Raw genomic sequence first — 26,191 nt, forward strand, 5'->3', positions numbered from 1 at the left:
TTTAATTTCTTTGATACGGAGATTCGCCGCCGGAGTCGGGGGGGGGCGCAGCCGGAGTCAGCGCCGGCTGAGATGGCGGCGTTTGGTTAACCATGCCGGATCGTGGTACTTTAAGTCAGGAAACCAGCCGCAGAGCGGCCCCGGAGGCTGCTCAAGGATCGGGCAGGCACGGTCGTGCCAGAACGGGTCAGCGGCGGCGACGGGTCTGGGAGGGCTGCTCGCCGAAGGCGTTGCGATAGTCGAGGGCGAAGTGCCCGCGGTTGACGAAACCCCAGTGCCGGGCGATCGCCTCGATCGAGCGCGTGGAGCCGGGCTCGATCAACTCGGCGCGCACCGCGGCCAGGCGCACCTGCTTGATATAGTCGTGCGGCGAGACCTGCTTGTGACGCCGAAAGCCTTCCTGCAGCGTCCGCAGGCCTATACCAACGGCGTCGGCGACCTCCTGGACGGTAAGCGGCCCATCTTTGTGCGCGTCGATGACCTCGACCGCCCGCCTGATCTGCCAAGGTGCCGGGGGGGGCGCCGTCCTCTCGAACCAGGAAGCATAGCGGTGAGGGAAGCGCGCTAGGATAAGCATAACCAGTCCATCGCGCAGCAGACTTGCCGCATGGGGCGCCAATGTCAGCGGGGCGTGGCCTGAGAGGCCCGCCTCGATCGCACTCATCATCGCGACGATCGTCGCGCCCTCGGGGGAAGCCACATCGAACGTGCCGGCAATGTCCAGTTGCCCGGGCGCAGGCCGCTCGAATGTGGCCTCGAGGATGCGGGCGACCTCCTCACCTGGCATGGTGAAGGTCGTGTGCACGCTGCCGCGCGCATACTCAATGGACTTGCAGAGTCCGGTGTTGAGGAGGAGCCCCCGCCCCGGCACCGCGGCCAGCGTCTGCAGCCCGGCGGAATAGAGGCTGCCTCCGGCGGCGGCGACGATGATGGTGAGATCGTCCTTGGCATCGCCGTGTTTCAGCCGCATCCCGGCGGGATATTCGGCGCGAATAAGATGGGCTCCTGCCAGCACATGGGCTGTTAGCCTCGCCTCGAAGCCATGCGGGCCGAGCGGCCCGAGAGGCTCAAGCCTGAGATCGCGGCGCAGGCGCGCGTTCAGCCAGGACTGGGTCTCGCTGATGTGGCGGCTTACGAACGAGTGCGGTCGCTCGCCTGGGAAGCTCCCGGACGGCCGGTCTGCTGCGGCAGGTAGCTGTGGCGTGGTCGTCACCGCTCCAATTGACGCGATTGACGTTTGGTAATCAAGCCCCGTAAGTGTGTAGCACATCTAGCCGGACGGCGCAGGAACACGGCCGGGCTCGGCGAACGATCATGACCCTCTGCGGTTGGACAGATAACGGAGACGGGGAAGAGAGATCACGCCGTAGACCATCATGACAAGGCACCTCCCCTCACGAGCTTCTGCGCATGGCCAGCGACTAGCTCGCCCAGATCCTGACGTTATCCAGACGGTCGCCTCGATGCCCTTGGTGGGGCGGCCCGCGATATCTGTGAGATCACACGACAACCCGATGCAAGTCACTTCTCGCAGCTGGCTTTCGGGCCGGTCTCTGCTATGAATGATGAAAGTTCAGTATTGCCACTTTCCTTTGACACCCAATCCCTGCGGACATCAAAAAACGCGTTTGATTTCAATGTTTAGCCGCCCATAATGGAGGTTCGAGTCCTCTCCTGGGCACCACTCTTTTTCCTCAGCAGGATAAAGAGATACGGTCTTTCAATGGCTTGTCGCGAATTCGCTTCTGTACAGCGTCTTCACAAATGGCCCTCGCAGGACCCATCCCCTCACTACCAAGTCGGGATCCTACTACCTCAACGTTCGGGTTCCGAACGAACTCCGGGAGGTCGCGCGCGGCCGTCCCGTGACCCTGCCGATCAACGGCGAATCGGTCACCGTGACCGTCTCCGACAAGGTCTACATGTCGCTGCGCACCAAGAGCGCGCGCGAGGCCAAGGACCGCTTCCAGATCGCCCTGAACAGGCTGGCTGTGATTCAGCACCGCAGTGCGACCCCGCCTCAAGTTCGGTCTAAGACACTAAACTTATTAGGTTTTATCTTTTTTGTGAGGGTTCACGACCGGCGCCGGCCGCGAACCCTCCATGAACAGCAATATGCCTTTCAAATCAATGAGGTATAAGCAGAACTCGTAGGGTCAATCTTCGGCGCTTGCTCACACGCATCCGGGCCTCCAGGTCCACGTCGCTGAGAAGCGCCCCCGTCCTCTCGTCCGTTCCGCGCATCCCGATCCTCCCCAACGCAGAGGAGTGAATCACGCAAAGGACAGATCCACGAGCCGCTTTTTCAACTGCCTGCTAGTTGATGAGCTTCGCCCCGGCTCGTCGCAGTGGCAAGCCGTTCCATCTAGCTATGGCATCTTCGATTACGTGTTGGACGGCACGCCTATTGACGCCCGCGCTGCGGCCATTGCCTCGCCGAGACGGTCGAGCGCCCAGTCGAGTTCGGCGTCACTGATTGTCAGCGGCGGCGAGAAGCCAAAGCTCGAGGGGCCCTTGGCTGTCGTGGACAGGCCGTGATCGCGCAGAAGGTCGATGATCGCGGCGATGGGCAAGCTGGCTTCGCCGACGCGGTCCGGGTCGAGACCGATCGCCAGCAGCAGACCCTTGCCGCGGACATGGTCGATCAGCGGGGTTTTTGCGCGCATCCGAGCGACCCGCGCACGGATCTCCGTTTCTAGCCACGCGGCGCGGGCGATCAGCCCGTCGCGCTCGATGATCCCGATCATCGTCAGCGCCGCCCGCGTCGTCACCGGGTTCTTCTCATGGGTGTAGTGGCCGAGCGACAGCTCGGGCGCCAGGTTGAGGCGCGCATCGGCGATCACCGCGGCGATCGGCAGGATGCCGCCGCCGAGCGCCTTGCCGAGCACCACGGCATCCGGCGTCGCGCCGACATGCTCGAAGGCGAAGAAGCGGCCGGTCTTGCCGAGGCCGGAGGGAATCTCGTCGAAGATCAGCAGGACGCCATGCGCATCGCAGAGCTGCCGGATCTGCGGCCAGAGCCAGGGCGGCGGCACATGGCAGTTGGATCGGATCGGCTCGGCGATCAGAGCGCCGATCCGCGAGGACGCCTCCAGCACCCGCCGGACATCCCCCACCATGCGCGCCGCGCCATCATCAGGATGCCAGTAGGGCGTGACATGGTGGCGTCCGGGCAGGAACGGGCCGAGCCTGGCGTCGGGCGCGGTGCATGACAGGCCGAACGCGCCGAACCCATGCCCGTGATAGGAGCCTTCGATCGAGATCGTCTCGGGCCTGCCCGTCGCGACGCGGGCGAGCTTCAGGGCGATCTCGATCGCGTCCGAGCCGCCCGTGGCGAAGAGAACCCGGGCCGGTGGTCCCGGCCATTTCGACAGGAGCTTTTCCGCCAGCGCCACCGCCGGCTCGTTGGTGAAACGCCGCGGCGAGAACGGCAGCCTGTCGAGCTGGTCCTTCAGCGCGGCGATCAGTTCGGGATGGGCGTAGCCGATATGGTGGGCGGTGTTGCCGTGCAGGTTGAGCAGGCGCCGGCCCGTGTCATCCTCCAGCCAGACGCCGTCGACCGCGTGCAGGGCCGAGACGCAGGGACTGGAGCCATCCTGATGGAAGAAGGCGGCGGCATCGCGCGCAACCAGATCCCCGCTCATCGCGCATCGCCTCCCGCCGAAACCACCAGCCCGCACCCGCAGCGGGACGGCCAGCGCCAAGCTATGGCGCAGGCCTCGCCAAAGATGGCAGCGGCACGCGCAGGATCGGGGTCAATGGTGGCGCTGCCGACATGCGTGGGCATAGGTGAGCTTGACGACCCTTTGGCGACAGCCGCAATGGCCGCAATCTGCGGACGACAGGCTCCGGCCGGCCGCGAGTTCGGGTGTCACGCAAACGTCGTGCATCCGCCCTATCCGCTCTCGCTAGGTCATCACGAGATGACGGGTCTGGGGGAATCGCTGACATGTTCAAGCACGTTCTGGCCGCGAGCATCGCGGGTTTTGTGGCTCTGGCGCCCGTGGCGGGCGTGGCCCAGCAGCGGACACTCACTGTTTACTCCTCGCTCGACGAAGATCAGGCCAAGGCGCTGATCAAGGGCTTCGAGGCCAAGCATCCGCAGGTGAAGGTCAATGCGATCCTCGGCTCGACCGCGCCGATCATCGCCCGCGTCATCGCCGAGGCAGCATCGCCGCAGGCCGACATCATCATGGGCAATGCCGTCTCCGCCCTGATGGCGGCCGATGCGCGCGGCCTGCTGCTGCCCTACAAGCCGGCCCATTACGACAAGGTTGCGCCGGTGATGCGCGATGGCCGAGCCGAGCCGGTCTGGGTGGGCATCGACGCCTGGGCGTCGTCGCTCTGCTTCAACACGGTTGAGGCCGCCAAGAAGAACATCCCGGCGCCCAAGAGCTGGGCCGACCTGACGAACCCGGTCTACAAGGGCCAGATCACCATGCCCTCGCCGCTGTCGTCGGGCACCGCGCTTCTGGCGGTCAATGGCTGGCTGACCGTCTTCGGCGAGAAGGGCGGCTGGGAGTTCATGGACAAGCTGCACGAGAATGTCTCGAAATACGGCCATTCCGGCTCGGCGCCCTGCCGCCAGGCGGCGTCCGGCGAGACCCTCATCGGCATTTCCTATGCAACGCCGGGCGTGAAATCGATCAACGAAGGTGCCCCGATCCAGATCATTCTGCCGTCCGAAGGACTCGGCTGGGAAATCGAGGCGGCCGCCATCGTCAAGGGCGCCAAGAACCTCGCCGACGCCAAGGCGATGTCGGACTGGATCTCCTCGCGCGAGGCGGCGGAGATCTCGTCAAAGTTCCTGCCGATCACGGCTTATGACGACATTCAGTCCCTCCCCAAGAACTACCCGGTGGACGAGAAGTCGAAGCTGCTGAAGATGGACTTCGCCAAGCTCGCCGCCAGCCGCGAGGCCGTCATGGCCGAATGGCAGAAGCGCTACGGCGTCAAGGTTCCGCCGAAGTCCTGATCGGCCGAACCCGGGACGGTCCGAAAGAGCGAGCCATGACACTTGAGACGGTTTCTCTTTCGGTCGCTCCGAGCTTGGAAACATCAGGGGCGAGCGCCAGCGCTCGCCCCTTCCTGTCTCTGTCGGGCCTGACCAAGCGCTACGGCACCGCGACCGTGGTGCAGGATGCGAGCCTCGACGTGATGCGCGGCGAACTCCTCTGCATCCTCGGCCCCTCCGGCTGTGGCAAGACCACGCTTCTGCGTTTGATCGCCGGTTTCGAGACCGCCGATTCCGGCTCGATCCGGCAGGACGGGCAGGAGATCAGCGCCGACCCGCCGGAGGCGCGCGATTTCGGCATCGTCTTCCAATCCTATGCCCTGTTTCCCAACCGCACCGTCGCGGGCAATGTCGGCTTCGGGCTCGAAATCCTGCCGATGTCGCGCGCCGATCGCGCGACCCGCATCCGCGAACTGCTCGAGTTGGTGGGCCTCGAGGGGCACGCGCAGAAATACCCCAGCCAGATCTCCGGAGGCCAGCAGCAGCGCGTCGCCCTGGCGCGCGCGCTCGCCTTGTCGCCCGGGCTTCTCCTGCTCGATGAGCCGCTCTCGGCGCTCGATGCCAATGTCCGGGCCAGCCTGCGCGACGAGTTGCGGGCCTTGCAGCGGCGCGTCGGTGTCACCAGCATCATGGTCACGCATGACCAGCAGGAAGCCCTGTCCATCGCCGATCGCGTCGTGGTGATGAATGCCGGGCGGATCGAGCAGGTCGGCGCGCCCGCCGAACTCTACCATCGACCGGCCAACCTGTTCGTCGCGCGCATTCTGGGTGAGATCAACGCCCTGCCCGTCAGGTCTGTCTCCGGGACGAGCGTCGAGAGCCAGGGGCTCTCTTTCCAGCTCGCTCAGCCTTTGGGTTCGGAGAAGCCCGGTGCGTTTGTCTGCTTTCGTCCCGCCGCCGTCATGCTGGCTGGCGCAGGGGAACTGGCCTCGCCAGGGATTGGCGCCCGCGTGACGGCGACCGCGTTTCTGGGGGACCGGCTGCGCCTGACCCTGCTTCCGGACGAGGCCGACGCGCCGGCCATCACGGCCGAGGTGCCGTTCCCTCGTTTTGGCGCGCCGCCGGAGCCGGGCGATCACGTCACCTTCGGTGTCGCCCCCAGCCAGCTTTTCCTGCTCGACGATCATGGTTGAGGCAGCGACCGCCGCGGACAGGCGATCCCGCCCGATCATGCCGGATCTGACGGGGGCGGCGCTGCCGCCGATCCTGTTGCTGTTGCTCGGGATCATCACCGTCCTGCCGATCTCGGCCCTGCTGCTCCGCGCCTTTCTGGCGCGGGACGGCGGCTTTGTCGGCCTCGACAACTTCATTCGCTATGCGACCGAGCCAGGCCTGGCCGTCGCCGCCTGGAATTCCGCGAGCCTGTCGGCCATCTCCACCGTCATCGTCATGGCGCTGGCGTTTCCCTATGCCTACGCGCTGGTGCGCACGCGCATCCCGGGCCGGGGCTTCTTCCGGCTGATGGCGCTTCTGCCGCTGCTGGCCCCGTCTCTGCTGCCGGCGTTCGGAATGGTTTTCCTGTTCGGCAACCAGGGCTGGCTGAAGCACTGGCTTTTCGGGGAAAGCCTCTACGGGCCGGTCGGGATCGTCATGGCCAGCGCCTTCTATGCATTCCCGCATGCGGTTCTGATTCTCAGTGCGGGGCTGTCTGCCGGAGACCAGCGCCACTATGAGGCGGCGCGCGCGCTGAAGGCCGGTCCCTGGCGACGCTTTGTGACGGTGACGCTGCCGTCCTGCCGCTATGCGGCCATCAGTGCAGCCTCGATCGTCTACATCCTGGTCTTCACCGATTTCGGCATTCCCAGCGTCGTCGGCGGGTCCACCAATGTGCTCGCCACCGACATCTACAAGCTCGTGATCGGCCGCTTCGATTTCGAGATGGGCGCGGTCGTCGGCGTCCTGCTGCTGCTCCCGGCGGTCATCGCCTATGGCATCGACTGGTTCGCGCGGCGCAGCCAGCGCTCGATGATCACCGGGAAATCGGTGCCGATCGAGCCTGAGCGGCTGGTCTGGCGCGACGCGGCGCTGTTTGGATTCGCTGGTGTGGTGACCTGCGCCATCCTCGCCATCCTTGGCATGGCGATCTATGGATCACTGGTGCGGTTCTGGCCCTATAACCTGACGCTCGGCCTGCAGAATTACGAGCGGCTCTTCACCGACGACGATGAATTCCGCGCGCTCGGCAATTCGCTCGTGCTCGCTGCCGGGACCGCGCTGATCGGGACGACGATGGTGGCGCTGTCGGGCTGGCTGGTCGCGCGCCGGCTCGGCGCGAGCGGCGTGCGCAACGGCTTGCAGGCTGTCGCGATGGTCCCTGTTGCCGTTCCAGGCCTCGTGCTCGGGCTCGGTTATGTCTTCTTCTTCAACAACCCCACCAACCCGCTGCATGGGCTGCAGGGCACGATGCTCCTGATCATGCTCTGCACGGTCGCGCATTTCTACACCGTGCCGCATCTGATGGCGGTCAACGAGCTGCAGCGGCTGGATCGCGAGATCGACATGGCGGCGCAGGCCCTGCGCGTACGCCCGGCGGGCGCGGCGCGGCGGGTTTATCTTCCTGTCCTCATGCCGACACTGGTCGATGTCGCCGGCTACTTCTTCGTCAACGCCATGACCACCGTGTCGGCCCTGATCTTCCTGTTCACCGCGCAGACGCGCGTCGCGGCGATCGCGGTCATCAACCTCGTCGAGGGGAGCCGCATCGGCCAGGCGGCGGCTTTCGCCGTGCTGATCATGGCGATGTCGATGGTGGCGACCGCGATCCAGATGGTCCTGCGTGGGCTCGTCCTGCGGTCGCAGAGTTGGCGCCGGCGCACGACATGACCGAGCCGGACCTGCTCAGCTTCGCTCATCGCCTCGCCGATGCCTCGGGCGCGGCGATCCTGCCCTGGTATCGCGCCAGGCCGGCGATCACCGACAAGGGTGCGGCGTCCGGGTTCGATCCGGTCACGGAGGCGGATCGGGCGGCAGAGCTGGCCATTCGCGCACTGATTGGGGCCCACCACCCGGACCATGGCATCATCGGCGAGGAGTTCGGTCGCCACAACGCCGATGCCGAGTATGTCTGGGTGATCGACCCGATCGACGGCACGAAAGCCTTCATCTCCGGCCAGCCCGTCTGGGGCACCCTGATCGCGTTGCTGCACAGGGGCGAGGCGGTTGTCGGCCTTCTCGACCAGCCTTTTCTGCGCGAGCGCTATTGGGGCGATGGTACGCGTGCTTTCGGCCGGCGCGGGGAGCAGGTCTTCCCACTCCAATCAAGGCCGTGCATCGCGCTCGCTGACGCGACGGTGTGGGTGAGCTCATCGATCGCACGGGACCCCACCGCCCATGCCGCCGTCGAGCGCCTCGGCGCGGCGGTACGCATGCTGGTCTATGGCGGCGATTGCTTCTCGCTGGCGATGCTGGCGGAGGGGCATATCGACATCGCGATCGGCTGGGGCGGGTTCGAGATCTACGATATCGCCGCGCATATCCCGTTGGTCGCCGGAGCCGGCGGACTCGTCACGGCGCTCGACGGCTCGGACGCGCTGCGCGCCAACGGGATGCTCGCTGTTGGCGATCCGACGCTACGTCACGCGACTCTCGCCGCGCTCGGTTGGCCTCAACGGTGAAAGGCAAGAGCCACGACAGTCATCGTCGTCTGGCCTGAAACGAAAGAACGCCACGGGAGCGCTCTCAGACTCGGTAGCGCATCCCTACCATCGCACGGTTCAGTCGATCCGTTGCAGGCTCGCTCCGTCGCCGAGCTCGGCGCACCTCGCAGCCAAGCTTCACGACATTGCTGGGCAGCGACACCCAGAGCGCCAAAGTCTGCTATGCTACTTTCCCAGATCAATGCCGAGCCCATCGAAGCCGGGAACCGTTACCGGCGCACCAGCGCTGAGCTACGCCCTTCGCCGCATGAACGCTAGCCACGCCGCCGCCACACACGATGTCGGCGGCAGGCAGTCACTGCGGCGCTGGTCGAGAGTGGGGCGACCATGACGGCCGGGGCGCCAGCCGCGGATATGGCGGCAGCTCCGCGCAGTGGGATCGTCTTGCCCCTGAAGTCGGTCACTGACCGCCGGCGGCTTTGGCGAGGCCGGCGAGCGCGCCGGCCATCGCGGTCAGCGGCTCGTCCTGTCCGGTGATCCGATAACGCTCCTTCAGCGCCGACGGCGGCGTATAGGCGATCATGACCTTCCCGGTCCCGTCCTGCCAGACCAGCATCTTCATCGGCAGTTCGATGGCGACCGATGGCTGGGCCAGCATCAACGGCGTGCCGAGGCGCGGATTCCCGAACATGATGACCTCGGTCGGCGGCATCTCCAGCCCGGCGGCCTTGGCCGCGGCGGCGTGGTCGATCCGCGCAGCGATGCGGATGCCGCGCTTCTCGAGTTCGGCCGCCAGCCGGTCCGAGGTCTCCTTCACGGCGAACCGGCTTTCGACCGTGGCGAGGTTCTGGGACAGCGCCGTCGCGCTCGTCAGCAGCAGGGCGGCAAGACTCATGGCCAATGCGCGTGTCATCTGGTGAACTCCGACTGCGAGGTTTTGGGGATCAGGACTTCTTCACGCCGCAGGCCGCACCGCCCAGGACGCAGAACGTGGCGCAATAGCGATGGTTCAGGGGAACCGGGACATCCGCCTGCTTCAGCGTGCGGCCGAGCTCGAACCGCTCGTCATAGGCGATCAGGGTACAGGCCACGACCGCCGGCGCATCGGCGCCCTTGCGCCGCACGACCATTCGCGAAGTCGCGCACATGACGTCGTCCGGGCTCTTGTCGAGAATGCCCCAGCACGCCTCGGTGATCTCCGGCGGGTTGCCGTCGGGGGTCATCTCCGGAAAGATCACCAGTTGGACCGGGTCGTCGCAGTCGACTGCGATCGCCTCGCGATCGAACAGCTCGCGATAACCCGCGCGTGCGACCGTCTCCGGCTCGGCGTCCAGATGCCGACCGGCGATCTCGATCTGGAAGCCCTCCCTCGAGAGGAAGCGCAGGCCTTCCATCGCCTTGGCGAAGGAGCCCGCACCCCGCTCCGCGTCGTGGATGTCGGGTCGATGGCTGTCGAGGGACACACGGAAGCGCAGCAACCCGCCATGGGCCTCGCGCAGCCGCCTGAGCTGCTCCTGGCGCCGCATCATCGGCCGCATCGCATTGGTGAGCACGAGCGTCTCGAACCCACGCTCCAGCGTCTCCGTCAGGATCGCGATCATGTCGCGGTTCATGAACGGTTCGCCGCCGGTGAAGCCGATCATCCGGACCGGCAGCCGCTCGGCCCGCACTTCATCGAGATAGGCCGTGACATCGGCCAGCGAGAGGTAGACCAGCCGGTCGTTGCTGGGGGAGCTCTCGATGTAACAGTTCTGGCAGGTGATGTTGCACAGCGTGCCCGTATTGAACCAGAGCGTTTCCAACCGCTTGAGATGGACGCGCGCGCGCCGCTCGCCCTTGGCGGTCCGCACAGGATCGACAAACTTGGCCGTGATAAGGGTTGGCGCGTTCACATCTGGCTCCGGCGTCATTCATGTGAAGATACGCGCAAGGCGACCGCTTCGTTACGGCGTCCCCGAACTTTTTGTCGTGAGGCTCGGCGCGCAACGCACCGGGTGGGGGGTGGAAGGCGGGCCGCCCCGGCTGACCGGGCTCCACGCGCCCGCCTCACGCAAAGCTGCTTTGCGGAGTGGCGCGGTCGCTTGTAACAAAACGGCAGTCCGGCCCGAATGAATGGAAGCGGCGTGCAAGAACGCAAGCCAGACCACGAAGACGAATGGAGCCGCCTGATGCGACTGGCGCTCGATGGCGATCAGGTCGCCTACAAGACGCTGTTGGCCGCCCTCGTTCCGCATGTGCGCGGGAGGGTGCGGCATGGTCTGGCGCGCTCGGGGCGCGGACAGGCGGAGGTCGAGGACATCGTTCAGGAAACGCTTCTCGCCGTCCATCTGAAGCGCGCGACCTGGGATCGGTCGATGCCGCTGACACCCTGGCTGAACGCCGTGACGCGACACAAGACGATCGACCTCCTGCGCCGCGTGGGCGCGCGCGGCGAGGTCGATCTCGACGACGCCGTCGAAACCCTCGCCGCGCCTGATGACGGCGGCGAGAGCCAGCTCGATGTGCAGCGCATGCTGTCGGTCCTCGACGGGCGCCAGCGTCAGATCGTGGAGCAGGTGTCGCTCGCCGGACGAAGCGCAGCCGAGGTCGGCGGTCAACTCGGCATGAGCGAGGGTGCGGTGCGGGTTGCGCTGCATCGGGCCCTGAAACAGCTGGCCCGGACCTTCAAGGGGAGAGCCGATGCGGACTGACGACATGATCGACGTGCTGGTTCAGGATCTGCCGAACCAGCCGAAACCCGTCAGCACGATCCTGCTGCGCTGGTGGCCGGCAGCGGCTGCGCTCACAGGTGCCGGCTTTCTGGCGCTCACCGGCGTGCGCCCCGATCTCGTTACGGCGGGCCTGGCGCCGACGCTGCTGAAGCTGATGCTCGGCGCGCTGATCGCCCTGAGCGCGATCTCGGGCGCGCTCGACCTCTCGCGGCCGGAGGCCCAGGCTTCGGCGGCCTCGAAATGGCTCCTCGCCGTCGTCGGGTTCCTCGGCCTCGTCGTGGCGACCGATCTCCTGCGCTACGGTCTCGACGGCTGGTGGGCGAGGCTCTTCGGCAAGGGCATCGTCACCTGCCTAACGCTGGTTCCGGCCCTGGCGGCCCTGCCGCTGATCGCCTCGCTCACGATCCTCCGGCGCGGAGCCACGACCGAGCCTGTCGCCGCCGGCGCGCTGGCCGGCCTCGCCTCCGCCGGCCTCGCCATCCTCGCCTACGGGCTGTTCTGCAACGAGGACAGCCCGCTCTTCGTCGCGACCTGGTACAGCCTCGCCGCCCTGATCGTCGGCCTGGCGGGCGCGGCGCTCGGCCGCGCACTGCTCCGCTGGTGACGCGCAGTCCTGCCGGCTCGTCCGTTTCGATGGACCCGGACATGACGGCGCCACGGGAGCGATGCTCCCGCAAGGGTCAGCGCCGAAATTCCGAAAAGCGCCGCATGAACCGTCTGTCGATCCAGTCCTTCCAGCGCCAGACCCACCGGCCCTCGACCGCGAACCAGCCGCCACGGCCGGCGATGGCGGACCCGTCGCCGGTCATCAGGATCGTCAGATAGTTCCGGTCCGGCCGATGCGGTGCCAGCACCTCGCCGCGTGCCCTGCGGCGCAGGTTGGCGGTGAGCGCCGCACCCTGTCGGACGGCGAAGACACCGGCTTTCGGCGTCGGCTCCTCGACCACGGTCGCGCAATCACCGACGGCGAAGACTGCGGGATCGTCGATGCAGGTCAGGCACCGCGCCGTCTGCACGAAACCATGGCGATCCGTGGGAAGCCCGGTCGTGGCCAGCCAGGAGGGAGCCCGCGCGGCGGTGGATACGAGCACCGCATCGGCCGTGACGAAACGCTTGTCCTGCGCGCGCAGACCTTGGGCGTTGATCTCGACGACACGGAAATCGTCCAGCAGGGTCACGCCGTGACGGGCCAGCGCGGCTCTCGCCCGCCGGCGCACGCCGTCATTGAGCGTGGCGACGAGCCCGCTGCTCGCGGCGAGACCGATCCAGAACGGCCGGCCCTTCGGATCGAGCCCCGTCAGCCGCGCCTTCAACGCCAGCGCAAGCTCCACCCCGGCCGCGCCCCCGCCGACCAGGACGATGCGGCGCGGGCCATCGGCCCTGGCGGCCGCCTCCAGGAGCGCGTCCAGACGCGCGATGAAGCTGCTGATGGGCTTGACCGGGATGCCGTGCTCCTCGGCGCCGGCGATGCCCGACAGATCGGGCGTGATGCCGATATTGAGCGAGAGCGTGTCGTAGGGAACGCGGTCACCATTCTCCGTGGTCAGCGACCGCCGGGCGCGGTCGATGGCGGCGGCCGCGGACTGGACCAGCGTCACGCCGCAGACGCCGGCCAGCCGGCCGAGATCGATGTGCATCTCGGCATGGCTGTAGAGCCCGGCGACATGACCCGGCAGCATGCCCGAATAGGGCGTCAGCAACCGGTCGGTGACCAGCGTGATCGTCATGCCGGGCTCGGGCCGCTGCGCCAGCGCGCGGATGACCTGCACATGGGCGTGCCCCCCGCCGACGAGAACGAGCCGGTGCCCGGTCATGGCCGTGCCTCCGCCATGCCCGCCAGAGCGGCGCGGGTGAAGGCCGCCGCTTCGCCGCCGCCCGCCAGGCTGGCGCGCAACCAGTCGAGATCGGCGGCCTCGTCGATGTCGCGTTGCGGCGGCAGCATCTGCACGTTCAGGCCGGCCGCGTCGGCGCGGCTCAGCGTCTCGCGCAGCACACCCGAGGTGCTCCATGGCATCGGTGCGAAGAGGGAGGCTGCCGCCTTCAGCGAGCGCACGCCGATCAGGCAATAGCCGCCATCGACGCTCGGGATCAGCACGATCCGGCGGTCATCGCCCTCGCGAAGGCTGCGTGAGGAGGCGGCGATGACCTCGCCGGTGATCAGCGGGACATCCGCGCCCATGATGATCGCGCCACCCGGGCAGCGCTGCAGCAGCCGGGCGAGGACATCGTGCATCGTCGGACCGAGATCGCCGGCGTCGGCAAACTCCAGGGGCCATCCTGGGCCGAGGATCGCGCCGATCTCGGCCGCGGCGTCGGCCGGGCGAAAGAACGCCGCAAGGTCGAGCCGCTGCAGGCGGGCCGCCGCGACGGCGGCGGCGGCGCAATCCTCGAGGAAGGCGCGCGCCAGGCGCGCCGCCCTGTCGGGGCCGATGGCCGCGGCCAGCCGGGTCTTGGCCGTGCCGGGCCGCGGCGGCTTGCACATCAGGCCGAACCCGATCGGCGCCTCGCTCAGCATCAGGGCGTCTCCCGGCGCGGCGGGCGCAGAGCCTCGCGGCCGATGACCCAGAGAATCTTGACGCCCGCCCTGACCGCGCCGCCGAGCGTCCCCGAGACCTTGGAGACGCCGATGCGGCGCCGGTAGTCGACAGGGATTTCGATCGTCCTGAGGCGCTTGCGCGCCGCCTTGATCTGCATCTCGACCGTCCAGCCGAAATTGAGGTCGGCCATTCCCAGCCGCTCGAACTCGCGACATGAGACAGCGCGGAACGGCCCGAGATCGGTGAATCGCTCGCCCCAGACCAGCCGGATCAGCGAACAGGCGAGCCAGTTGCCGAAGACCTGCTGGGGCGTCAGCGCGCCGCTTTCGCGCCGCCCCAAGACGCGCGAACCCAGCGTGAAGTCGGCCCGTCCGTCGACGATGGGCTCGACGAGGCGGATCATGGCGGAGAGATCGTCGGCGGCGTCGCCGTCGATGAATACGATGACATCGACGGGCGGCAGAGCGGCGATCGCGGCCAGGCAGGCCCGGCCATAGCCGGGGCCGTCAACCTCGACCACGATGGCGCCGTGATCGCGCCCGATCTGGGCTGTCCCGTCGGTTCGAGCGATGGTCGCCGATCGCGACCGCGTCGACGAAAGCGGGCATGGCCCGCAGCACCACGGGCAAGGCCTGCGCCTCGTTCCGGGTCGGTATGACCACGCCGATCCGCACGCCTTTGAGGCTCATGCCGACGCTCCGGCGACTGACGACCGGCGGATCAGGAGAGCCGCCATAAGGACCGGCGCAAGATGCAGGAAGGCGAGGCCGTAGCCGTGCAGATCACGCAGGCCGGCCGCCGCGAGCGGAAAGAACAGGTAGTAGACCGGCAGCCCGATCGATGCGGCCACGAAGGGCCATGCTCCGCCGGCCGACGCCAGGGGCAGGAACCAGGCGGCATACCAGGGGAACTGGGCCGGCGAGAGGTAGAACAGGACCGCAGCGATAATAGCGGCGCGGGCGATCAGGGGCTCCAGGCCTGCAGGTCGGCGCGCCGCGACCGCGAGGCTCGCTGCTCCCGCCATCAGGACGACCAGAGCGCGCAGCACAACCTCGCTTGTGCCCGGCCCGAAGAGCTGGAGGAAGAGGTAGGAGGCCCAGGCGTAAGGTGCATTGTTGACGGACCAGCCGCCGGCATAGGCCGTCAGCCCGGCATTGGCGGAGAGGCTGGCCCAGAACAGCGGCGCGCAGAGGGCCAGCGTCGTTGCTCCGAGCGCCAGCGCGAAGACTGCCAGCGCCCGACGGTCGGGCCACAGCGCCCGCGCGACCAGCGGCGCGAGCAGGATCGGCCACAGCTTGACGCCAGCCGCTATCCCGAGACCGAGGCCCGCCATTGCGGCCGCGCGACGATGGGCGGCGAGCAGTGCGGCGAGGATCGGCAGCGCGAGCACGGCGTCCACATGCGCCTGCCCGGTCAGGCAGAAGGCCATCAGCGGATTGGACCAGACGAGGGCGACCAGCAGCGGCGAGCGGCCGGTCGAAACCAGAACCCGCCAGATCAGAACCGCCGCCAGCGCCTCTGCGCCGAAGAACACGACGCGCAGCCCGTCGAGGCTCCAGGGCGCGATCAGGTGGGCCAGCGCGAACGCCACTTGCGCCCCGCCGGGATACATCGAGCGCAACTCGGGGAAGTTGATCGAAGTGATCGCAGCCCGCCCCGCCTCGACCAGGGGCGCCAGGGTGCCGTCCGCACTCCGCAGCAGCGCCTCGGGAGCGTGGGCATAGGGGCTCAGGCCATGCGCCACCATGGCTCCGTCGAGCAGGTAGCGGAAATGATCGTCCTCAAGCATCGGCCCCGCGCCGAAATAGGGCACGCGCATCAGGACGCCGGCTGCCGCGATGGCAAGGCCGAGTACCAGGCCGGTTGGCATGTCGCGCGCCCGCCAGACCGCCCAGAGCAGCCCCGCGGACGACAGGGACAGCATGAGGCCAAGCGACAGCGCGACCGGCCAGGCGTCTCGCCGTGAGCCGGGCGCCGCGCCCCAGACCATCGCGATCACCGTCTGCACCATGATGCAGACGCCGAGCATGGCGAGCAGCGTCAATCCGCTGCGATCCCAGGCGGATCGACCCGTGACGGAGACGTCTGGAACTGTAGCGGCCGTCAACGCGGTGTCGTCCTGGCCAGCAACTGGCCCCAGCTTTCGTCGAAGGGATGCGCTTTGCCGGGCCCCTCGCCTTTCACCAAGGCGCCGCCATCCGCCGTCCAACGAAAAATCCCGCCGCGCAGATTGTAGACGCCGGCGCTGGCGTGGGGGGCGATCTGCTTCAGCGTCGCCGTCATCAACTGCGAGGATCGCACGCCGACGGCGCAATAGAACACGACCGGCCCATCGCCCAGCCGATCGCGGTGAAGGCTGAGGATCTCGGCGGCCGAGCTGCCGGGTTCGATCCGGATCGCGCCCGGCAGGTGGCCGGCATCGAACTCCTCCTGCGTGCGTACGTCGAACAGCGTGGCCTCGCCGCGCGCCAGCATGGCGGCCAGGCCCGCGGGTTCGACGTCCGGAACGGGATGGCGTCGGGATACCTCCCGCTCGACATCCTCCAGCGATACGCGCGGATCGGTCGGATCGAGCGTCCAGGGAGCCAGCCGGGGCTGGGTCGTCACGACAAAGATGGCCGCGCCCGCCACCAGGACCGCAGCCGTCGCGGCTCCCAGCAGCAGCCGTCTCAGGTTCAAGCGTGGCGTCATGGACCGGTCGGTCATCTGCGGGCTCAGCCGCGCGGCGCCGGGACGGGGCGGAGGCCGTTCAACGACCAGTCATAGTCGTCGTCGGCGATCCGCGGCGAGCCGGTGAGGCGCTGGGCCAGCGCCGGCTCGGCAAATTGGCGGAAATGCGCGATCAGCCCGGCGTCATTGCCGCCGAAATCCGCGATGAACCATTTGTAGATCGACGAGACCCGGAGCGCGCCGTCGGCAAGCACCGTGACGCCGCGCGGATGGTTGACGAAGGCACGCGCAGCAGCGTCCAGATCGGCCTCCAGCGTCGCCGCCCGCCAGACCCGGTTCATCAGGTTGGGGCAGCCATAGGAGGCGCAATTGACAATGTAATGCACCCGCGGGTCCTTGAAGGTCGGGCGCATAATGTCGTGCTCGATGTCGTCGAGCGACAGCCGCCGGCCCTCCACGGTCACACGCGGCTGGCGCCAGGGCCCCGTATAGGCTTTCGGATCGAGCCAGTTGTCGCTCTTGATGTCGCGGATCGAGGCGACGGGGTAGCGGTCGAGGATGACCTTCAGCGTCACCGCGTTGTAGAGGTTGCCCCAGAAGGAGAAGGCGTCGGCCCGGGCCATGGCGGAGGGCTTCAGCCGCGAAAGCTCCGTGATGTAGCCGTCCAGCGCGGTGCGGTCGGCCGCGTTGGCCCGCCAGCCGGCATAGTCGACGCGGTTGACGCCATCGGGGCTGGCGCTGACATAGCGCTTCAGGAGCCGGTCATAGGCGGCGTCGGCATCCCCCGCCTGGGCCCATGCAGGGCCTGCGAGGACCAGGAGGCCGAGGCCGAGCGTGGCGCGCCGGGTCAGCCCGTGAGATCGGATATCGACGGTCATCATGGCTCTCCTTACGGATGGACGCAGGCGGACGTTACGCCCGGGTCTGGTTTTCTCGGGCCGCGAGGCGCTTCCTGATCGGGATGGCAGCCAGCGACAGCGCGGCGAGCCCCACGAGGCCGCCGATGATCTGTGGCGTGAGGATGGAGCCGGGCGAGACAGCACCGCCCTGATCGAGAACCGAGCCGAGCCCCGCGCCCGCCAGCGAGAACACCGCCGTTCCCGGCATGATCCCGAAGAATGTGGTGAGCACATAGGTCGCGAGCGGCACGCCGACGAAGGCCGGCACCAGATTGACCAGGAAGAACGGGAAGAGCGGCACCAGTCTCAGCACGAGCAGATAGGAGGCGGCATTTTGGCGGATGCCCTCCGCCAGCCTGGCGGCCGGCGCCCCGAACCGGTCGAGCGCATTCTCGCCGAAGAGGGTCTTGGCGAACAGGAAGATCAGCGTCGCCCCGATCGTGGCACCGATCACGGTCAGCAGCGTGCCGAACACCGCTCCGAACAGAAACCCTCCCGACAGCGTCAGGAAGACCGCGCCGGGCATCGAGAAGGCGACGGCGGCGACATAGACGGCGACATAGGCGAGCGCGGCGACCAGGTGGTTCGCCTCGACCCAGTTCGTCAGCGTCACGCGATGGGTCCTGAGCGTGTCCATCGAGAGATAGCTCGCAACCCCGGTCTGCCGGACGATGAGGATGAGGGCGAGCGCGGCCAGGGCGAGCCAGAGGCGCCGGTCGGTGAGAAGGCGGGTCATCATGAGCTGCTTCTCCGGATCAGCGCAGGAAACGCTGGACGAAACCGACGACGCGGCGCGTGGTCGAGCCGAAGAGCTTCGGCGTGTAGTAACTGCCGGCGGCCCGCTTCGAGATCTCCGACAGCGTCGGATAGGGCAGCACGGCGCTCGCCACGGCCCCGATGCGGAGGCGGGACGAGATGGCCAGGGCCCAGGTGCCGATCAGCTCTCCCGCGCGCGGCCCCACGATCGTGGCGCCGAGGATCCGGCCCTTGCGACCCAGCACGACCTTGGCCAGCCCCTCGGTGGCACGCTCCGCCTGGGCCCGGTCGTTGACCGCGAAGGACCAGGTCAGGATCTGGACGTCATGGCCGCCCTTGCGCGCCTCCGCCTCGGTGAGGCCGGCATGGGCGAGTTCCGGATCGGCATAGGTCACCCAGGGCAAGGCCGTGTAGTCGACCTTGGCGGGCAAGCCGAACAGGGCGTTCCGGATGACGATGCCGGCATGATAGCCCGCGATATGGGTGAATTGCGGGCCACCCGAGACGTCGCCGATGGCGAAGATCCGGCGATTGCTGGTGAGAAGGCGCGCATCGACCGTGATGCCCTTCGGCGTGAAGGAGACGCCGGCCGCGTCGAGGCCGAGGTTCTCGACGTTCGGGCGCCGGCCCGCCGCGACGAGCAGGTGGCTGCCCGCGACGCTGCGTCCGACCGCGCTGTCTCCATCGAGCGTGACCGTCACGACCGCGCCGTCGCGTCTGACTTCGCTGATGCCGACCTGCTCGAGCAGCGTCACGCCGTCCCGGACGAGCGCGGCGCGGACGACCTCGACGGCCTCCGGCTCATCCCTGGCGAGGATGCCGAACTTCTCGATCACCGTCACCCGCGAACCCAGGCGACGGAAGGACTGCGCCATCTCGATCCCGATGGGTCCGCCACCGACGACGATGAGATGCTCGGGACGCTCCTGCAGCTCGAAGACGCTCTCATTGGTGAGATAGCCGGCGTCCGGCAGGCCAGGGATCGGCGGCACGGCGGCGCGCGAGCCAGTCGCGATCACGAAGCGGCGCGCCGCGATCGTCTCCCCGCCGGCCTCGACCTTATCCCGGTCGAGGAAGCGCGCCGCCGCCTTGATGACATGCACGCCAAGCTGTTCGAACCGCTCGACGCTGTCATGCGGCGCGATCGCCCCGATCACGCCATGCACATGGGCGTGAACCTCTTCGAAGCGAATCTCGGGCTCGGCGGCATGAACACCGAAGCGCTGGCCGTCACGAACGGCATGGGCGGCATGGGCCGCAGCGATCAGCGCCTTGGAGGGCACGCAGCCGGTGTTGAGGCAATCGCCGCCCATCTCGCCCTTTTCGATAAGGACGACAGAGGCACCCATCTGCACGGCGCCGGCCGCGACCGACAGCCCGCCGGAACCCGCACCGATGATGCAGAGATCGGCTTTCAGGACTCCGTCCTGCCGCAAGGGGCGCTTCGGCGGGAGCGAGGCAGGTGCAGGATCAGCCATGGGGGTCGCTTCAGGACGGAGGCTTCGGGTTCGACAGCGTGTTCGCGCCGGATCCGCGCAACGTTACGCGGTTCACGGTTTCGTGTGGCGTGCGCCATGGTTTCAACCCTGTACGGCAGATCGCTCGGCAGATTTTCTCACGTCAACAAGATGTGAATTGCGTGAGGCCGTCCTCCGGCAATTCTCTGGTGATCATCCGGACGATAGCCCATGGACCATTCCACACCACGCCTCAATCGCCGGCAACTCATGGCCGCCGGTGCGAGCGTTACGGCAGCATGGCCGCTGCCCACCCGCGCGGACGAGATCAGGCGATACCATTCCGACTATTTTTCCTTCGTCGGCGCGGATGCGCAGGGTGCCGTCTATCTGGCGCACGACAACAACCGTGGCCAGACGGGGGACCGGTTCTTCGCGGATCATTGGATCATGATGTATGCGCAAGGCGATGGCGTCGTGCCCATCGTCGGCAGCGCGCATTATCCCAATCCGGGAAAGATCCTGGAGACCATCCCCGACTCCGCGCATTTCCAGTTTCGCGGCACCGTCGGCGGCGGCATGCGGATGGTGAGCGCCGTCAACGACATCGATATGGCGGTGGAGGGGCTGACACCGATCCTTCGACGCCAGACGCAAGGCAATGACTACTGGATCGGTGCCGCGCCGGCGACGCTGCGCTGGAAGGGGCGCCAGCTTGCTGGCCGGGTCATCTTCGAATTCATCGCGCGGACCGGATATAACCGCTTCACCAGCGATTTCGGAGCGAACTGGAGCAATTTCAACGGTCTTTACCTTCTTACGGAGGATGGCCGCGATCTGTACCTGCGCTATCACGAGCGCGTTCAGCCCGGCACACCGAGGGAGAGTGGCATGGCCACCTTCGACGGCGAGGGCGCGCTGTCGGACATTGCATTCGCCATTGATGAGAGCCGCCCGACACCGGACAGGACCTATCGCTGGCCAACGCGCTGGCAGGCCGGGTTCAGCCATCGCGGCACACGCTGGACGCTTCACGCCACGACGGATGCGCTCGAGGAGGTGGCCGACTGGACGACCGGCGGTTTCGCCATGTCGGTGGTCAGCGGCGAGGTTGCACGGGTCGACGGTTCAGGCCGCCGCCGCTTCAAGGGCTGGGCCGAGCTGCTGATCTGAAGGGCCCGCGCCCTGCTTTATGAGGTTGACCTTCCCCCCGCGCTTGCTGGATCAAGGGGGGCGGCCAGTCGAGGCAACGCGCCCATCAGCGTGGCGTTGTAACGAGACGATGCACGGCGTCGAAGTCACAAATTGCCCTCGACGGGCCTCGCGGCCTTCGACATGGGATGCGGGTCTATCATGCGCGATGCAGTGACGCTGGATGTCTGTCCGCCCGAACCGAACGCCGAGGGCGCGCTCGTCTCGGTGGTCATCCCGTTGGCCGAGCATGAGGCCATTCCCGAAGCGCTGCTCGCAATGCTTCCCAAAAGTTTTGAGATCGTTCTCGCCCGCGGCGGAAGCCGCGCCTCCAGCATGAACCATGCGGCCTCGGTCGCCCGAGGTCGCCATCTCTGGTTCGTGCATGCCGACACGACTCTCGGCGCCGACGCCGTGCCGCGGCTGCTGGAGCGGCTGCAGGAGCCGCGCGCCGCGGTGCGCTATTTCGACCTGCGGTTCGACGGCGGCGCCCTGATGCGTCTGACCGAAGGCGGAGTCAGCTTCCGCTCACGGGTGATCGGCCTGCCCTTCGGCGATCAGGCGCTGTGCCTGCCTGCCGCGACGTTCCATGCCCTTGGCGGTTATGACGAGACCGCGGCCCATGGCGAGGACCACCAGCTGGTCCGCGACGCGCGGCGCGCAGGCCTGGCGATTCAGCCGGTCGGCGCGACGATCACGACCAGCGCCCGGAAGTATCGCGACAAGGGCTGGTTCCGGACCACCTTCCTGCATTTGAGACTCACCCTGCTGCAGAGCCTGCGGGCGTCCTGAATCCGGTCAGACCGCCTGGAGCGCCAGGGCGGGCCGGTGCGCCGGCCAGAGCGTCGACGTCTCCGTGATCGGTCGTCCCGTCTCGGCGCGTTCGCGTTCGGGCAGGACGTCGAGACTGGGCCAGAGCCCGGTCGCGAGCGCCTCGCGGTAGCTTTCGGGAAGCCCCGCGCCGCGCATGGCCGCCTGTGCGCCTTCATGGTCATAGGCCAGCGCCCGGTGCTCGATGGCGAGCCCGGCCTCTGTCTCCCTGACGAGGCTGAACCAGACCCGCGGCGTGCCGTCATTGGCCGGCATACCGATGACGCCCGGGTTGTGCCAAAGTCGCCCCCCGAGAAATTGGGTGAAGGGCAGGCCCGAATGGCCGCCGACGGCGCCGTCACTGCAGAGGGCGTCGAGGCTGCGGCGCTTCTCGCCCTCGGGCGTGCCTGCAAAAATGAAGCTGTTGATGGAGTGCGCCGAGCCGTGGATCGCCGCGAGGGTCCGCCCGCCGATCCTCAGGTCGATACGCCCCGGCAACGAGGCCAGCCATCGACGCTGGTCGGGCCTGACGACACTGTCGGCGAAGGCAAACCAGGCGGCCGATAATCGGGCGCAGGCGCTGCCAGGCTCGAACCCGCAGCCGCAGTCGCTCGCGCTCGCGCCCAGCTGCTCGTCGCAATTGCCGCCGACGACGGCCATGCCGCTGTCGCGGATCAGATCGATCGTCTCGACCGGATTGCCGCAATAGGCCACGAGATCGCCTGTGCAGAGCATCCTGTCCGGAGAGATGTCCAGCCGTCCGGCCTCCGCCAGCAGCGCCTGCGTGGCCTGCAGGTTCCCATAGGGGCCGCCGAAGAGCAGCCATGTCCGATCGCGCGTCATGTCATCCCTGTCCGTCACGATCCGATATTCGCTCCACCGCCGCGTAACGTTACAGGCCCCGCGCCCGTAACGTCTCTGTGCCCGCCAGGCCGGAAACAGATGGCCCTCCAGGGCCCGGTCAGGTCCGGCGCCATCTGAGGATGATCGATGTTGAACCGCCGCTCCTTGATTCTGGCCGGCTCGGCCGCCATCGCCGCGCCCGCGATCTCGCTGGCGCAGGACAGCCGCCTGCGCTTTGCCGTCGGCCCGTTCCAGCCGTCACCGAGCGATACGCGCAAGGCGTTCGAGCCGTTCTTCCGGCATCTGGCCGAGCGCCTCGGGCGGCCCTACGACCTCGTGGTGACCAATGACTGGGCCGGCATCTCGGTCGCGCTCGCGAACGGGCAGGCCGACATCGCCTGGATGGGGCCTTGGGGTTATGTGCTCGCCCATCATGCGGGCGGCGCGCGCGCCATCGCCACCGTCGGATATGACGGTCTGCCCTCCTACCACGCGATCATCCTGGCGCGGCCGGGCCTGACGATCGGCTCATGGCCGGAGGGAGCCAGGGGATTGCGGATCTCCTTCGCCGATGTGGGCTCCACCTCCGGCTGGCTGATCCCGACGCATTACTTTCAGAGCCGCGGCATCGACCCGAAGACCTTCTTCCGCTACCGCGACGGGGCATCGCATCCGGCCAACGTCATCGCCGTCGCCAACGGCCAGGTCGATCTCGCAACCGATTTCGACCGGAACTTCAACGGCATGGCGGAGCGTGGCCTGGTCCGACGCGACGAGGTCCGGATCGTCTGGACATCCGAGCCGCTGCCGAACGACCCGCTGGTCGTCCGCGCCGGCTTCGATCCCGATGCCACAGCTCACATCCAGGAGATCGTGACCGCCATCACGCCGGAGGAAGCGCGCACGATCATGCCGCCGCGCTACACCGGCTGGGTGAGCGCCGATCACGAGAGTTACCGGCCGATCGAGGCGGCCGGCATCGCGGTCGGCCGCCTGAAGGCGAAGTCCTGAAGCCCATGGACATCGTGAAGGATGCGGATGGCCCTGCCCCGCGGCAAGGCGAGCACAGCCTGGCTTCGGCGACGGCGCGCCGGACCGCTTTCGTTCCGCTGCTCGTTCTCGGTGTCGCTTTCTATGCGCTGTGCCTGCATGTGGCCGAAGTCGACGTCCTGCGCCTCTGGGAAGGCCTGCCTCGCCTGGCCGGCTGGATCGCGCGGTCATGGCCGCCCGACCTCAGCGAGATCGATGTGCTCGCCCGGCGCGGGCTGGAAACCGTCGCGATGGCGACCGTCGGTGTATCGTTCGGTGCCATCATCGCCGCTCCGCTCTGCCTGCTGGCGGCCCGGAACATCGGGGTGACGCCGCTGCTGGCGCTGCCGGCGCGCTGGCTGCTCAACGCCTTGCGGGGCATCGATTCCTTCGTGTTCGCGCTGATCTTCGTCGCGGCTGTCGGGCTCGGTCCCTTCGCCGGCGTGCTCGGCGTGGCACTGCATACGGCCGGTTCGATCGCCAAGCTCTGGGCCGAGACGATCGAGACGACGGAGCCCGGACCGGTTGAGGCGGCCCGCATGAGCGGCGCGGGACGGCTGCGGGTCTTTCTGCATGCCCAGTTGCCGGACGCGCTGCCCCAGCTTTCGTCCATCCTGCTCTACATGTGGGAGTTCAACGTCCGCGCCTCGACCGTCCTCGGCGTCGTCGGAGCCGGTGGCATCGGTCAGGAACTCAAGAACAGCGTCGACCTGCTGCAGTTCGACCGCGTGCTGACCATCCTGCTGGTGATCCTGGCCATGGTGACGGCCATCGACCAGTTGAGCGCCTGGTTGCGGCGGCGACTGTCATGACGCCGGCGCTCGCCATATCCGGGCTTTCGAAGCGGTTCGACAACGTGATCGCCCTGTCGGGCGTGACGCTCGACGTCGCGGCCGGCGAGGTGGTGGCGGTGCTGGGGCCCAGCGGATCGGGGAAATCGACATTGTTCCGCTGCATCGCGCGACTGACAGAGGCCGATGCAGGCACCATTCGGGTCGGTGGGCAGGCGATCGACCCGCTGGGCCCCTCGGCCTTGCGGCGCGCCCGCGCCAGCATCGGGGTCGTCTTCCAGCAGTTCAATCTCGTCCGCCGGCGGTCCGCTCTGGCGAATGTGATGACGGCCCGGCTGCCGTCCTTGCCGCTGTGGCGGGTGGCGCTGGGGCGCTATCCGAGGTCGCTGCGCGAGCAGGCCGAGGAGGCGCTGCGCGCTGTCGATCTCGATGCGCAGCGTGACCAGCGCGCCGACACGCTCTCGGGCGGACAGCAGCAACGGGTGGCGATCGCACGCGCCCTGATGCAGGACAGCCGGGTCCTTCTCGCCGACGAACCGGTGGCCAGCCTTGACCCGAACGCGGCACGGATGGTGCTCACGCTGATGCGGGGGCTGGCGAAGTCGAGGGGGCTTGCCGTGCTCTGCACTCTGCATCAGCCTCATCTGGCGGCAGAGTTCGCCGACCGGACCCTTCACATGCGATCGGGCCAGATTGTCTCCGCAGGCGACATGAACTGCCCTGAGTTTGTCGGAGGCTCCAACTCCTGAGAAGGCGGAGCCATGACGAGCAAGACAACGCACAGCGCCTCGACGTCTCCGAAGCCATGATCCACGTCGCCCTCGGACGCCTCATGCTGCGCCGTATCGTCCATCCGTGAGCATTCTCAAACGGAACTCTCAGTCCCGCCCAGATGAACAACCTTCATAGCTTCGACACCCGGCGCAGCGGCCGGAACGAGCGAGGCGACGAGGGCACGTGCGCGGATCATGATGGTCTTTCCTGTGTGAGAGACGCTTTGCATGTCGCAGCGTCCTCGAACATGATTGCGATCATGTTCGCGACCCTCGCCCCCATCCTCGCCCGCCTGCCCCTGCACGACTGCGCGTTTCCCGCCGGCGCGGCCCTTTTCCACCGGGGCGACAGCGTGGTTGGCCTGCACATCATGCGCGAAGGCACGGCGCACCTGATCCGCCATCAGGTCGACGGCGCCGCCCTGATCCTGCAGCGCGCGCGGCCCGGGGCGGTGCTCGCCGAGGCGTCGCTGTATTCCACCCGCTATCATTGCGATGCCCGCGCCGAGACACCCGTGAGGACAGGGATGGTGCTCAAGCCGGACCTGCTGCGGGCGCTGGAGACGGATGCCGCCGTCGCTTCCGCCTGGGCCAGCCATCTGGCACATGAAGTTCAGCGCGCGCGGCTCCTGTCGGAGATCCTTTCGCTGAAGACGGTCAAAGCGCGGCTCGAGGCCTGGATCGCCTGGAACGGCGCTTTGCCGCCCCGCGGACAATGGCACGTCATCGCCACCGAAATCGGCGTGACCGCGGAGGCGTTCTATCGCGAGATCGCGCGGGAACGACGGGCCGTCGACGAGTAGGGTTTCGCGTCGCAGGCCGCCGGTTCACGCAGAGCAGCGCCGTGAGCGGATGGGCCAGGAGCAGCGCCGCCACCGTCAACCCCAGGCCGATGTCGAGCGGCATGATGCGGCTCCCAGTTGCTCATGGGCCGCGACGGCGAGGCCCGCCAGCCCGAACAGCGCAAGGCCGCCCAGCAGGACAAGGGGGCCGTTGATCACGGAAAGCTCCCATCATGTGTCCGATCGGGACCAGGGGGCGACGCCCGTCAAGCCGCCATGTCGAATGGGCGCGCCCCCCGCAACGTCGGCGTCAAGCTGCGGAAGGCCCACCG

At 67.7% G+C, this 26,191-nt stretch carries 28 protein-coding genes; 13 read left to right on the top strand and 15 right to left on the bottom strand.

Going from position 1 to position 26,191, the window contains the following annotated elements; all coding sequences use genetic code 11:
* Positions 1 to 187: 187 nt before the first annotated feature.
* On the bottom strand, positions 188 to 1,213 hold the full coding sequence (locus SJY11_RS22845; protein WP_376989005.1) for a helix-turn-helix transcriptional regulator: 1,026 nt from the start codon (positions 1,211 to 1,213) through the stop codon (positions 188 to 190).
* Positions 1,214 to 1,865: 652 nt separating this feature from the next.
* Between SJY11_RS22845 and SJY11_RS22850 the strand changes: the two genes are divergently transcribed.
* On the top strand, positions 1,866 to 2,141 hold the full coding sequence (locus SJY11_RS22850) for a hypothetical protein (RefSeq protein WP_465247444.1): 276 nt from the start codon (positions 1,866 to 1,868) through the stop codon (positions 2,139 to 2,141).
* A gap of 243 nt (positions 2,142 to 2,384) precedes the next feature.
* On the opposite strand, the gene SJY11_RS22855 is transcribed toward SJY11_RS22850, so the two are convergent.
* Positions 2,385 to 3,644, bottom strand: a complete 1,260-nt coding sequence (locus SJY11_RS22855) for an aminotransferase class III-fold pyridoxal phosphate-dependent enzyme (protein ID WP_376989006.1) — start codon at positions 3,642 to 3,644, stop codon at positions 2,385 to 2,387.
* Between the two features lie 305 nt (positions 3,645 to 3,949).
* Here SJY11_RS22855 and SJY11_RS22860 point away from each other — a divergent pair, with 305 nt between their 5' ends.
* The 4 genes from SJY11_RS22860 to SJY11_RS22875 are packed head-to-tail and all read left to right on the top strand — an operon-like array spanning position 3,950 to position 8,628.
* Positions 3,950 to 4,975, top strand: a complete 1,026-nt coding sequence (locus SJY11_RS22860) for an extracellular solute-binding protein (protein ID WP_376989007.1) — start codon at positions 3,950 to 3,952, stop codon at positions 4,973 to 4,975.
* A 35-nt stretch (positions 4,976 to 5,010) separates the two neighbouring features.
* Entirely contained in the window at positions 5,011 to 6,147 is a 1,137-nt protein-coding gene (locus tag SJY11_RS22865; RefSeq protein WP_376989008.1) for an ABC transporter ATP-binding protein, read from the top strand.
* Positions 6,148 to 6,184: 37 nt separating this feature from the next.
* Positions 6,185 to 7,837 carry a putative 2-aminoethylphosphonate ABC transporter permease subunit gene (locus SJY11_RS22870; RefSeq protein ID WP_376989009.1) on the top strand — a complete coding sequence of 551 codons (1,653 nt, stop codon included), beginning with the start codon at positions 6,185 to 6,187 and terminating at the stop codon, positions 7,835 to 7,837.
* The gene (locus SJY11_RS22875) at positions 7,834 to 8,628 is read left to right on the top strand and encodes an inositol monophosphatase family protein (protein WP_376989010.1); all 795 of its coding nucleotides are present in this window, start codon (positions 7,834 to 7,836) and stop codon (positions 8,626 to 8,628) included. The genes SJY11_RS22870 and SJY11_RS22875 overlap by 4 nt, the downstream gene beginning before the upstream one ends.
* Before the next feature lie 442 nt (positions 8,629 to 9,070).
* Here SJY11_RS22875 and SJY11_RS22880 read toward each other — a convergent pair whose 3' ends face one another.
* A complete protein-coding gene (locus SJY11_RS22880) occupies positions 9,071 to 9,523 on the bottom strand; it encodes a DUF302 domain-containing protein (protein WP_376989011.1) in 453 nt (150 codons plus the stop codon).
* A gap of 31 nt (positions 9,524 to 9,554) precedes the next feature.
* Positions 9,555 to 10,502, bottom strand: coding sequence for a radical SAM protein (locus SJY11_RS22885; protein WP_376989012.1), 948 nt, complete (start codon positions 10,500 to 10,502; stop codon positions 9,555 to 9,557).
* A 216-nt stretch (positions 10,503 to 10,718) separates the two neighbouring features.
* Here SJY11_RS22885 and SJY11_RS22890 point away from each other — a divergent pair, with 216 nt between their 5' ends.
* Together SJY11_RS22890 and SJY11_RS22895 are read left to right on the top strand one after the other, a co-directional pair.
* Positions 10,719 to 11,300 carry a sigma-70 family RNA polymerase sigma factor gene (locus SJY11_RS22890; RefSeq protein WP_376989013.1) on the top strand — a complete coding sequence of 194 codons (582 nt, stop codon included), beginning with the start codon at positions 10,719 to 10,721 and terminating at the stop codon, positions 11,298 to 11,300.
* Positions 11,290 to 11,925 carry an NrsF family protein gene (locus SJY11_RS22895; RefSeq protein WP_376989014.1) on the top strand — a complete coding sequence of 212 codons (636 nt, stop codon included), beginning with the start codon at positions 11,290 to 11,292 and terminating at the stop codon, positions 11,923 to 11,925. Before SJY11_RS22890 ends, SJY11_RS22895 begins: the two co-directional genes overlap by 11 nt.
* A 76-nt stretch (positions 11,926 to 12,001) precedes the next feature.
* Here SJY11_RS22895 and SJY11_RS22900 read toward each other — a convergent pair whose 3' ends face one another.
* From SJY11_RS22900 to SJY11_RS22940, 9 genes are all read right to left on the bottom strand, one after another.
* Entirely contained in the window at positions 12,002 to 13,135 is a 1,134-nt protein-coding gene (locus SJY11_RS22900; RefSeq protein ID WP_376989015.1) for an FAD-dependent oxidoreductase, read from the bottom strand.
* Positions 13,132 to 13,836: a TIGR04282 family arsenosugar biosynthesis glycosyltransferase gene (locus tag SJY11_RS22905; RefSeq protein WP_376989016.1), complete on the bottom strand. Its 705-nt coding sequence runs from the start codon at positions 13,834 to 13,836 to the stop codon at positions 13,132 to 13,134. The genes SJY11_RS22900 and SJY11_RS22905 overlap by 4 nt, the downstream gene beginning before the upstream one ends.
* Positions 13,836 to 14,378, bottom strand: coding sequence for a glycosyltransferase family protein (locus SJY11_RS22910; RefSeq protein WP_376989017.1), 543 nt, complete (start codon positions 14,376 to 14,378; stop codon positions 13,836 to 13,838). Before SJY11_RS22910 ends, SJY11_RS22905 begins: the two co-directional genes overlap by 1 nt.
* The gene (locus SJY11_RS22915; protein WP_376989018.1) at positions 14,365 to 14,547 is read right to left on the bottom strand and encodes a hypothetical protein; all 183 of its coding nucleotides are present in this window, start codon (positions 14,545 to 14,547) and stop codon (positions 14,365 to 14,367) included. The genes SJY11_RS22910 and SJY11_RS22915 overlap by 14 nt, the downstream gene beginning before the upstream one ends.
* A complete protein-coding gene (locus SJY11_RS22920) occupies positions 14,544 to 15,902 on the bottom strand; it encodes a glycosyltransferase 87 family protein (protein ID WP_376989019.1) in 1,359 nt (452 codons plus the stop codon). The genes SJY11_RS22915 and SJY11_RS22920 overlap by 4 nt, the downstream gene beginning before the upstream one ends.
* A gap of 59 nt (positions 15,903 to 15,961) precedes the next feature.
* Positions 15,962 to 16,489, bottom strand: a complete 528-nt coding sequence (locus SJY11_RS22925) for a rhodanese-like domain-containing protein (RefSeq protein WP_376989020.1) — start codon at positions 16,487 to 16,489, stop codon at positions 15,962 to 15,964.
* Positions 16,490 to 16,572: 83 nt separating this feature from the next.
* Positions 16,573 to 17,406: a DUF547 domain-containing protein gene (locus tag SJY11_RS22930; RefSeq protein ID WP_376989021.1), complete on the bottom strand. Its 834-nt coding sequence runs from the start codon at positions 17,404 to 17,406 to the stop codon at positions 16,573 to 16,575.
* Between the two features lie 34 nt (positions 17,407 to 17,440).
* The gene (locus SJY11_RS22935; RefSeq protein ID WP_376989022.1) at positions 17,441 to 18,166 is read right to left on the bottom strand and encodes a TVP38/TMEM64 family protein; all 726 of its coding nucleotides are present in this window, start codon (positions 18,164 to 18,166) and stop codon (positions 17,441 to 17,443) included.
* Positions 18,167 to 18,182: 16 nt separating this feature from the next.
* Positions 18,183 to 19,661 (bottom strand): dihydrolipoyl dehydrogenase family protein, encoded by a 1,479-nt coding sequence (locus tag SJY11_RS22940; RefSeq protein WP_376989023.1) that lies wholly within the window; start codon positions 19,659 to 19,661, stop codon positions 18,183 to 18,185.
* A gap of 210 nt (positions 19,662 to 19,871) precedes the next feature.
* Between SJY11_RS22940 and SJY11_RS22945 the strand changes: the two genes are divergently transcribed.
* Both SJY11_RS22945 and SJY11_RS22950 read left to right on the top strand, forming a co-directional pair.
* Complete coding sequence (locus SJY11_RS22945; RefSeq protein WP_376989024.1) at positions 19,872 to 20,813, top strand: hypothetical protein; 942 nt, start codon at positions 19,872 to 19,874, stop codon at positions 20,811 to 20,813.
* A gap of 180 nt (positions 20,814 to 20,993) precedes the next feature.
* Positions 20,994 to 21,623: a glycosyltransferase gene (locus SJY11_RS22950; RefSeq protein WP_376989025.1), complete on the top strand. Its 630-nt coding sequence runs from the start codon at positions 20,994 to 20,996 to the stop codon at positions 21,621 to 21,623.
* A gap of 6 nt (positions 21,624 to 21,629) precedes the next feature.
* Here the strand turns inward: SJY11_RS22950 and SJY11_RS22955 are convergent, their stop codons facing one another.
* The gene (locus tag SJY11_RS22955; protein ID WP_376989026.1) at positions 21,630 to 22,484 is read right to left on the bottom strand and encodes a metallophosphoesterase family protein; all 855 of its coding nucleotides are present in this window, start codon (positions 22,482 to 22,484) and stop codon (positions 21,630 to 21,632) included.
* Positions 22,485 to 22,631: 147 nt separating this feature from the next.
* Between SJY11_RS22955 and SJY11_RS22960 the strand changes: the two genes are divergently transcribed.
* From SJY11_RS22960 to SJY11_RS22975, 4 genes are all read left to right on the top strand, one after another.
* Positions 22,632 to 23,495, top strand: a complete 864-nt coding sequence (locus SJY11_RS22960; protein WP_376989027.1) for a phosphate/phosphite/phosphonate ABC transporter substrate-binding protein — start codon at positions 22,632 to 22,634, stop codon at positions 23,493 to 23,495.
* Between the two features lie 5 nt (positions 23,496 to 23,500).
* On the top strand, positions 23,501 to 24,325 hold the full coding sequence (gene phnE, locus SJY11_RS22965) for a phosphonate ABC transporter, permease protein PhnE (protein WP_376989028.1): 825 nt from the start codon (positions 23,501 to 23,503) through the stop codon (positions 24,323 to 24,325).
* Entirely contained in the window at positions 24,322 to 25,053 is a 732-nt protein-coding gene (locus SJY11_RS22970) for a phosphonate ABC transporter ATP-binding protein (protein ID WP_376989029.1), read from the top strand. The genes phnE and SJY11_RS22970 overlap by 4 nt, the downstream gene beginning before the upstream one ends.
* Positions 25,054 to 25,337: 284 nt before the next feature.
* Positions 25,338 to 25,880, top strand: a complete 543-nt coding sequence (locus SJY11_RS22975) for a Crp/Fnr family transcriptional regulator (protein ID WP_376989030.1) — start codon at positions 25,338 to 25,340, stop codon at positions 25,878 to 25,880.
* A 75-nt stretch (positions 25,881 to 25,955) separates the two neighbouring features.
* Here the strand turns inward: SJY11_RS22975 and SJY11_RS22980 are convergent, their stop codons facing one another.
* The gene (locus SJY11_RS22980; protein ID WP_376989031.1) at positions 25,956 to 26,078 is read right to left on the bottom strand and encodes a hypothetical protein; all 123 of its coding nucleotides are present in this window, start codon (positions 26,076 to 26,078) and stop codon (positions 25,956 to 25,958) included.
* Positions 26,079 to 26,191 lie beyond the last annotated feature (113 nt).

The organism is Allobosea sp. R86505 (genome assembly GCF_042466375.1).
GTDB lineage: Bacteria > Pseudomonadota > Alphaproteobacteria > Rhizobiales > Beijerinckiaceae > Allobosea.

Coding starts and splice junctions, on each gene's coding strand:
- SJY11_RS22875 (WP_376989010.1), top strand. CDS start 7,834: ATGACCGAGCCGGACCTGCTCAGCTTCGCTCATCGCCTCGCCGATGCC.
- SJY11_RS22950 (WP_376989025.1), top strand. CDS start 20,994: ATGCGCGATGCAGTGACGCTGGATGTCTGTCCGCCCGAACCGAACGCC.
- SJY11_RS22880 (WP_376989011.1), bottom strand. CDS start 9,523: ATGACACGCGCATTGGCCATGAGTCTTGCCGCCCTGCTGCTGACGAGC.
- SJY11_RS22890 (WP_376989013.1), top strand. CDS start 10,719: ATGAATGGAAGCGGCGTGCAAGAACGCAAGCCAGACCACGAAGACGAA.
- SJY11_RS22855 (WP_376989006.1), bottom strand. CDS start 3,644: ATGAGCGGGGATCTGGTTGCGCGCGATGCCGCCGCCTTCTTCCATCAG.
- SJY11_RS22915 (WP_376989018.1), bottom strand. CDS start 14,547: ATGAGCCTCAAAGGCGTGCGGATCGGCGTGGTCATACCGACCCGGAAC.
- phnE (WP_376989028.1), top strand. CDS start 23,501: ATGGACATCGTGAAGGATGCGGATGGCCCTGCCCCGCGGCAAGGCGAG.
- SJY11_RS22905 (WP_376989016.1), bottom strand. CDS start 13,836: ATGCTGAGCGAGGCGCCGATCGGGTTCGGCCTGATGTGCAAGCCGCCG.
- SJY11_RS22970 (WP_376989029.1), top strand. CDS start 24,322: ATGACGCCGGCGCTCGCCATATCCGGGCTTTCGAAGCGGTTCGACAAC.
- SJY11_RS22930 (WP_376989021.1), bottom strand. CDS start 17,406: ATGACCGTCGATATCCGATCTCACGGGCTGACCCGGCGCGCCACGCTC.
- SJY11_RS22865 (WP_376989008.1), top strand. CDS start 5,011: ATGACACTTGAGACGGTTTCTCTTTCGGTCGCTCCGAGCTTGGAAACA.
- SJY11_RS22895 (WP_376989014.1), top strand. CDS start 11,290: ATGCGGACTGACGACATGATCGACGTGCTGGTTCAGGATCTGCCGAAC.
- SJY11_RS22870 (WP_376989009.1), top strand. CDS start 6,185: ATGCCGGATCTGACGGGGGCGGCGCTGCCGCCGATCCTGTTGCTGTTG.
- SJY11_RS22940 (WP_376989023.1), bottom strand. CDS start 19,661: ATGGCTGATCCTGCACCTGCCTCGCTCCCGCCGAAGCGCCCCTTGCGG.
- SJY11_RS22955 (WP_376989026.1), bottom strand. CDS start 22,484: ATGACGCGCGATCGGACATGGCTGCTCTTCGGCGGCCCCTATGGGAAC.
- SJY11_RS22860 (WP_376989007.1), top strand. CDS start 3,950: ATGTTCAAGCACGTTCTGGCCGCGAGCATCGCGGGTTTTGTGGCTCTG.
- SJY11_RS22975 (WP_376989030.1), top strand. CDS start 25,338: ATGTTCGCGACCCTCGCCCCCATCCTCGCCCGCCTGCCCCTGCACGAC.
- SJY11_RS22935 (WP_376989022.1), bottom strand. CDS start 18,166: ATGATGACCCGCCTTCTCACCGACCGGCGCCTCTGGCTCGCCCTGGCC.
- SJY11_RS22900 (WP_376989015.1), bottom strand. CDS start 13,135: ATGACCGGGCACCGGCTCGTTCTCGTCGGCGGGGGGCACGCCCATGTG.
- SJY11_RS22960 (WP_376989027.1), top strand. CDS start 22,632: ATGTTGAACCGCCGCTCCTTGATTCTGGCCGGCTCGGCCGCCATCGCC.
- SJY11_RS22945 (WP_376989024.1), top strand. CDS start 19,872: ATGGACCATTCCACACCACGCCTCAATCGCCGGCAACTCATGGCCGCC.